The sequence below is a fragment of the Enterococcus sp. AMC1623 genome, from assembly GCF_058216495.1.
In genome coordinates this window covers 21,903-27,970 of sequence record NZ_JBZACX010000003.1, presented here as the reverse complement: position 1 = coordinate 27,970, position 6,068 = coordinate 21,903, and the positions used below count along the sequence as shown (strand labels likewise).

The 6,068-nt window shown below is 30.4% G+C and carries 7 protein-coding genes and 1 pseudogene; 4 read left to right on the top strand and 4 right to left on the bottom strand.

The window, feature by feature from the left end; genetic code table 11:
- Positions 1-399 precede the first annotated feature (399 nt).
- Positions 400-717 carry a hypothetical protein gene (locus tag AC4BC7_RS17450; RefSeq protein WP_490504520.1) on the top strand — a complete coding sequence of 106 codons (318 nt, stop codon included), beginning with the start codon at positions 400-402 and terminating at the stop codon, positions 715-717.
- Between the two features lie 19 nt (positions 718-736).
- A complete protein-coding gene (locus AC4BC7_RS17445) occupies positions 737-1,234 on the top strand; it encodes a DnaJ domain-containing protein (RefSeq protein WP_490504519.1) in 498 nt (165 codons plus the stop codon).
- 162 nt (positions 1,235-1,396) lie between these two features.
- Here AC4BC7_RS17445 and AC4BC7_RS17440 read toward each other — a convergent pair whose 3' ends face one another.
- The 4 genes and pseudogenes from AC4BC7_RS17440 to AC4BC7_RS17425 all read right to left on the bottom strand — a co-directional run bounded on the left by AC4BC7_RS17440 (position 1,397) and on the right by AC4BC7_RS17425 (position 3,419).
- Positions 1,397-2,173: a class I SAM-dependent methyltransferase gene (locus AC4BC7_RS17440; RefSeq protein WP_490504518.1), complete on the bottom strand. Its 777-nt coding sequence runs from the start codon at positions 2,171-2,173 to the stop codon at positions 1,397-1,399.
- Between the two features lie 161 nt (positions 2,174-2,334).
- Positions 2,335-2,649, bottom strand: a pseudogene (locus AC4BC7_RS17435) (GyrI-like domain-containing protein); the annotation flags it as partial.
- Between the two features lie 210 nt (positions 2,650-2,859).
- Entirely contained in the window at positions 2,860-3,117 is a 258-nt protein-coding gene (locus AC4BC7_RS17430) for a hypothetical protein (protein WP_200771044.1), read from the bottom strand.
- A 2-nt stretch (positions 3,118-3,119) separates the two neighbouring features.
- The gene (locus AC4BC7_RS17425) at positions 3,120-3,419 is read right to left on the bottom strand and encodes a hypothetical protein (protein WP_129235159.1); all 300 of its coding nucleotides are present in this window, start codon (positions 3,417-3,419) and stop codon (positions 3,120-3,122) included.
- 291 nt (positions 3,420-3,710) lie between these two features.
- On the opposite strand from AC4BC7_RS17425, the gene mobQ reads away from it, so the two are divergent.
- Positions 3,711-5,696 carry a MobQ family relaxase gene (gene mobQ, locus AC4BC7_RS17420; RefSeq protein ID WP_490504517.1) on the top strand — a complete coding sequence of 662 codons (1,986 nt, stop codon included), beginning with the start codon at positions 3,711-3,713 and terminating at the stop codon, positions 5,694-5,696.
- A 23-nt stretch (positions 5,697-5,719) separates the two neighbouring features.
- Entirely contained in the window at positions 5,720-6,052 is a 333-nt protein-coding gene (locus tag AC4BC7_RS17415) for a CagC family type IV secretion system protein (RefSeq protein WP_000713503.1), read from the top strand.
- Positions 6,053-6,068: the final 16 nt, after the last annotated feature.

Below are 6,068 nucleotides of genomic sequence, written 5' to 3'. Positions count from 1 at the left end.
CTACTCTTTTTTTATAAAAACATTTCCTCATGTTTTAAAAGCTGATCGAGAAATAAAGCACACAACGGTATTCTTTCTTTTTTCAGTTGGTACATTTTGCAGTCTGTAACGTGTCATTTACTGTTTGTTACCTTACCATATCCAGTCGAAAACACAAGGGTATATAAACGAGCAAGCTCGCCCTTGTGTTTTCTTTGTGTCTATGTTGCGTACTCGTCACAGCAAACGACACGAACACACTGGCGAAAATGAACCAACAAAACGAAAAAAGAAAGGAGCGTACACTGTAATTTATTTCTAGCTTTTAAAACATGAGGAAAACAGCTTCACTTCCTCAAACGCCTAACAAAAATGGTTGTCAAAAAACTAAAAATCAAAAAAAGAAAAGAGGAAAAGAAAATGGAAAAAACAAAAAAATTACAATTAGAAGATTTTACAGAAAATGGGTTTTATGGAACACAAGAACAGCAATATCTAAAAGCTCAAGTAAGAGAAGAGCTAAAAGAGCAAGGCTTTATCATAGATAGCAGTTTTGAGGGCGATTTTAAAACATGGATAGGTGTATACGCAAGACCAAAAGATAAACCGACCTACTTAGACCCTCATAACGATAAAGAAGCAGAAGAACAAGAGCAATATTCTATTAACGGCTTTAAACAAGATTTTAGCGAATGGTTTGAGTGGGAAATAAAAAATTTGAAAATTAAAGAAATGTAAAAGAAAAGGAATGATAAAAATGAAATACATTAAAAACGTTGAAACATTGGAAGAATTGAAAAAAGCCTACAAAAAGTTAGCTTTGAAGTTACACCCCGATTGTGGCGGGAATGAAGAAGAAATGAAAATTTTGAACAATGAATATGACGAACTGTTTAGCAAACTTAAAAACACTCACAAGAACAAAGACGGCGAAACCTATACAAAAGAAACGACTGAAACGCCTGAACAATTTAAGGACATTATAAATCAACTTTTCAATCTGAAAATGGACGGTGTATCAATTGAAATCGTGGGAACTTTTATATGGTTAACAGGAAACACAAAACCTTATAAGGACGACATAAAAGCCCTAGAATTTCGTTATTCACCAAAAAAATACGCATGGTATAAAGCACCAAGCGATTATAAAAAACGTAGTCGAAAAAATTATGATATGGACACAATAAGGGGAATGTATGGAAGTCAAAATGTGAAGGAAGATAAAGAAGAAAAAAAATACTTACAAGCCAATTAAGGCTTGTAAGTTTATCAGAAAGGAAGAAAACATTATGTTTTATAAAATAAGAATAATTGAAACTTTGGAAAAGGAATTTGACATTAGTCCACTATCAACATTAATTTCAGACTTAAACCTTTTCCAATATTCTTCAACTTTACTATTTTCCAGCCTATTCTCCTATAATTTAACAGATAGATTAGCTATATAGTCTGAGCCAAACTGACTTAAACGATTTCTACTATCTTTTGATTCGTAAAAGTCAATCATAGCAAATCCATTTCTCAATTGACCTTGAATTTGTTCTTCCAAAGTATGGCTGAATTCATATCCATATTCTGGATCAATTATTAGTTGACCTTTTTCTTCTAAAAGTCTTGAGTTGAAAGGAAGGCTATATTTTAATAATAATTCCTTCTCAGGTTGATCCCAAACCTCATCTCCGTCATACATATAGATCCATGGGTTCATATAACCAACCATCAATAGTCCGCCCTTTTTTAGAACTCTATATGACTCTTTCCACATGTTTTCTAAGTCAGAAATGTACGCATTCGATACAGGACAAAAAATGATATCAAAACTTTCATCCTCAAAAGGAAAAAGTTTCGTCATATCTGCATGAACAGTATCAATTTGAATATTTTCTCGTTCAGCTACTAATCTATCTTTCGTCAATTGTTCTTCAGAAAAATCCATTATTGTAGTTTCGTAGCCTTTTCCTGCAAAAATTGGTCCTTGTTGCCCGCCTCCACAGGCCAATCCTAGCAATTTTTTTCCTTTAGCTTTTTCAAACCACTCAGTAGGAACTGTCTTACCAACAGTTAACCCTACACTTAATTCATTTTCTATTGCTTCTTTATACTCTTCACTTGTCAATGGAACCGTATAGGGATTTCCTTTTTTCCTTGAAACATTGTTCCATCTTTCTTGATTTTGATCAATATAGGCTTTCATTTTTTTCTCCTTAAGAGGTTAAACTAAAAGCAAACCTCCAGTGTTGTTTATTTTCATAATATTACCTCCTTTCGTCAAATTACCATAATTATAGCACAGACTATTCGAATACCAAAAAATCCCTAAGAAATCTTTCTTAAGAATTTTAATAATCTACATTTTTATTGTTTACTAATTGGTACCCAAAGCTCCATTTCATAATTGGGATCATGAATATCATTTTCGGTATATACTTCAAAATCTGGTAAACCTGAATGTTTGTAACCATTTTCTGGGAAAAATTCTTCAAGCAGATATTTCCATGCCTGATGAATAGAATCAGGGACTGATCCCTTAACTGGAACTACTGCATACTCCGATTCTTTGACTTCTAAGATATCAAGTCCTAAATTTCTAGCTTTAGCGTCATCCAAGACGCTATAACCCGCCATATAATTAATCTTATCATTTCCCTCATTCTCATAACAAACACCTAATCAATTTGAAAAGGTAAGTGCTTAAAATAAATAGATTAAAATTCTACGTTTGTTACTCTAAAAACTTGACTTAACGTCACACATCTTATATTTTATTAAGATATGGTTATTTAGAGAAAGCAGAAAAAAGGTTAATAGAGCTTGAAATGATAGTTAGTGTTGATAAATTTATGAATGAATAATCTCTAAAAAAAGGAAGATTATCTATAACTAATCTTCCTTTTTTTTAAATTTTATTGGCTTGTTTGCCTTTATATACTCAGAAAAAATTTTTAAAAATTCTTCCGTTTCTTCTACAGTTAAATAGTCAATTTCAAAATACTTTTCTAACAAAGCACCTTTTTCAATTAGACGCTTTGTTCTTCTTTTTCTGTTAATATTTTGCTCGCTATTCGCTCGCAAAATATTTTTTTGAATTTTTAGTTTTTCTATTCTTTTGTTGATGTCATTTAAATCATTATTTGCCATAACTATTTAAGTAATTCAGAAAAATTTTGACTATTCGCATTTAATAAAGTTTCTAATTCGTCATAGAATAATTCTTTGTTTTCTTCAATTGATTCAATAGAAATATTATTTTTTGAAAGGGTAGAAAGAACAAAGTCACCAATATCTGCTTTAGACTTTAGAATTAATTCTTCTTTTTTCTTTTGTAATTCTTTAATTTGAAGTTCAATATCAGAAACAGTTTTCTTCTTTCTTTTTTTTTGCTTCGTTTTAGAATTAAAATTACCATTAATTGCATTAATATTTTGATCTTGATTTTCCATGAAATACGCCTCCTAATATATTGTGTAACTCTATCATATTATATTATTTTTCTAAAATCAATAAATATAAATGGAAATGTCAGGTTAAACATATTTACTTTTATAATGATAAGTGGTAAAATTAATTTATTAAGGATTCCCTTAGATGATTTACTAAGGGCGCACTTATACCCACTAACTTACTTTTGTGGGTAATATGCTATAAAACTTAACTTTCGTTTAGTTTTATCGTCAAGCGTGTTTGTTAAAATTCGCTACGCTCATGTTTGAAAAGAAAGAGAGGTTATACAATTGGCAATCTTCCATTTATCTATGACAATAGCAAAAAGAGAAGGCGGAAAAAGAAGTTTAATCGCAATGGCTTCTTATCGAAGTGGTGAAAAATTGTATAGTGAACTATACGAAAAAACTAATCTATACAACCATAGAACTGTTAAACCAGAAGCTTTTATTTTAAAACCTGATTATGTACCTAATGAGTTTTTAGATAGACAGACATTATGGAATAAAATGGAATTAGCAGAAAAAAGTCCAAACGCTCAACTTTGTCGAGAATTAAATGTAGCATTGCCAATTGAATTAAATAACTCAGACCAAAGAATGTTGATTGAAGATTTTGTAAAAGATAACTTTGTCAGTGAAGGAATGATTGCAGACGTAGCTATTCATAGAGATGATGAAAACAATCCTCATGCTCATATTATGCTAACAATGAGAGAAGTTGATAGTGAAGGTAATATTCTAAATAAAAGAAAAAGAATACCTAAACTAGATGAAAATGGCAATCAGATTTTTAACGAAAAAGGACAAAGAGTAACAGTTTCAATAAAAACTAATGATTGGGATAGAAAATCTCTTGTTTCTGAAATTCGTAAAGATTGGGCAGACAAAGTCAATCAATATTTAAAAGACAGAAATATCGATCAACAAATTACAGAAAAATCTCATGCGGAACTTGGTAAAAAAGAACTACCAACGATCCATGAAGGTTTTTACTCAAAAAAATTAGAAGATAAAGGAGTTATAAGTGAGTTAAAAAGAAAAAATTTAGAAATACAAAATTTCAATGACGTTTTAGCCGAACTTGATAAACTTGAAAATCAAGAGAATGTCTTAAAACAAGACCAAAACTTTACTTTAAAATTTGAAAAAACATTTTCACTTTTAGAGAAAAAGGAATTGAAAAACCTTTCGCATGAATTAAAAATATTTGTCAATGATGAAAATATTGACAAAAGAATTAGTGAATTAAAGAGGTGGGAAAATTCACTTATCTTTAATAATAAAATGGAAATTCAAAAACAACGTTTGATGTTAAGTAAAATTAGTAGTGAACGAGATATGCTTACAAAGGCAAATGAAATTTTAGATAAACAAGCAGAAAGATTCTTCAAAAAATCTTATCCAAGTTTGAATATTGACAAATTTTCAAATCACGAAGTTAGAGCAATGGTTAATGAAACCATATTTAGAAAACAGTTATTGAATAAAGATCAGTTAGCAGAGGTCATTTACAATGAAAGAGTAGTAGAAAGAGAAGAAAGTAAAAAGATTTTTAAAGAAAAACCATTTCAAACTAGCCGTTATCTTGATTCAAAAATTAAACAAGTTGAAGATAGTATAACGAAAGAAAATAACCCTGAAAGAAAAGAAATTTTATCAATTAAAAAAGAAAAACTAATAGGAATAAAACAAGGATTAATAGAATATGTTCAATCAGAAGTTGAAAGAAAATTTGATAAAAATGTTTCAATAGATTCAGTCATAGAAGGCGAAATGTTACTTGCAAAAGCTGACTATTACAAAACAACTGATTTTTCTAAAGTCGAAGGAGTTGCTAGATTCAGCAGTGAGGAAATTAATTCCATGTTGGAACAATCAAAAGGCTTCTTAACTAACATTCAGACGGTGAAAATTCCTAATGATTGTCAAGGTGTATTTTTTGTTCAAGATAGCATGAAACATATTGATGAACTAAGCCCATTAGCAAAACAAAATCTGAAAAAGGTTGTTAATCGCAATGCTTATTTACCTGATTCTGATAAGATAGAATTAAGTAAAGAAATTGAAAATACCAATAAAGATCAATCCCAAGAATTGGATAAGGACGTACCAGAAAAAAATGAAGTGACTGTAAAAATGTTCCAATTTGCGAAGTCAATTAATCGTTTGTTGAGTGGTAACCAACTACAGAAAAAACGAAACCTAGACAAATTGATTAAGCAAACAAAAGCAAAAAAAAATCAATCATTACAAAGGAATATTCCTTTGCGATAAAATAAAAACAAGAGGTGTATAAAATGAAAAAATTTATCAAAGATACAAAGTTTAAGCTTGGAAGTGCGGTTGTTGCGTTGGGTACATTGTTTATTACTGATCCAGTGTTTGCAGCCACTGATCCACAAGCGAAATTAGTTCAAGCGGGTAACACTATAAAAGGTGTTTTAACAGCCTTAATTGTTGTAGTTGGTGGGATTGCTTGTGCGAAGATTGTTATTAAATACTTGCCGTCTATTGATGACCCACAAGAAAAAAATACCATGTATAAAGCATTAGGAACAGCTTTGCTTGTAACAGCATTAGGTGGGGCATTGGTTTGGTTAGTACCTTGGGCATACGGACTACTTGCTTAATAGAGAAGGGAGTTAG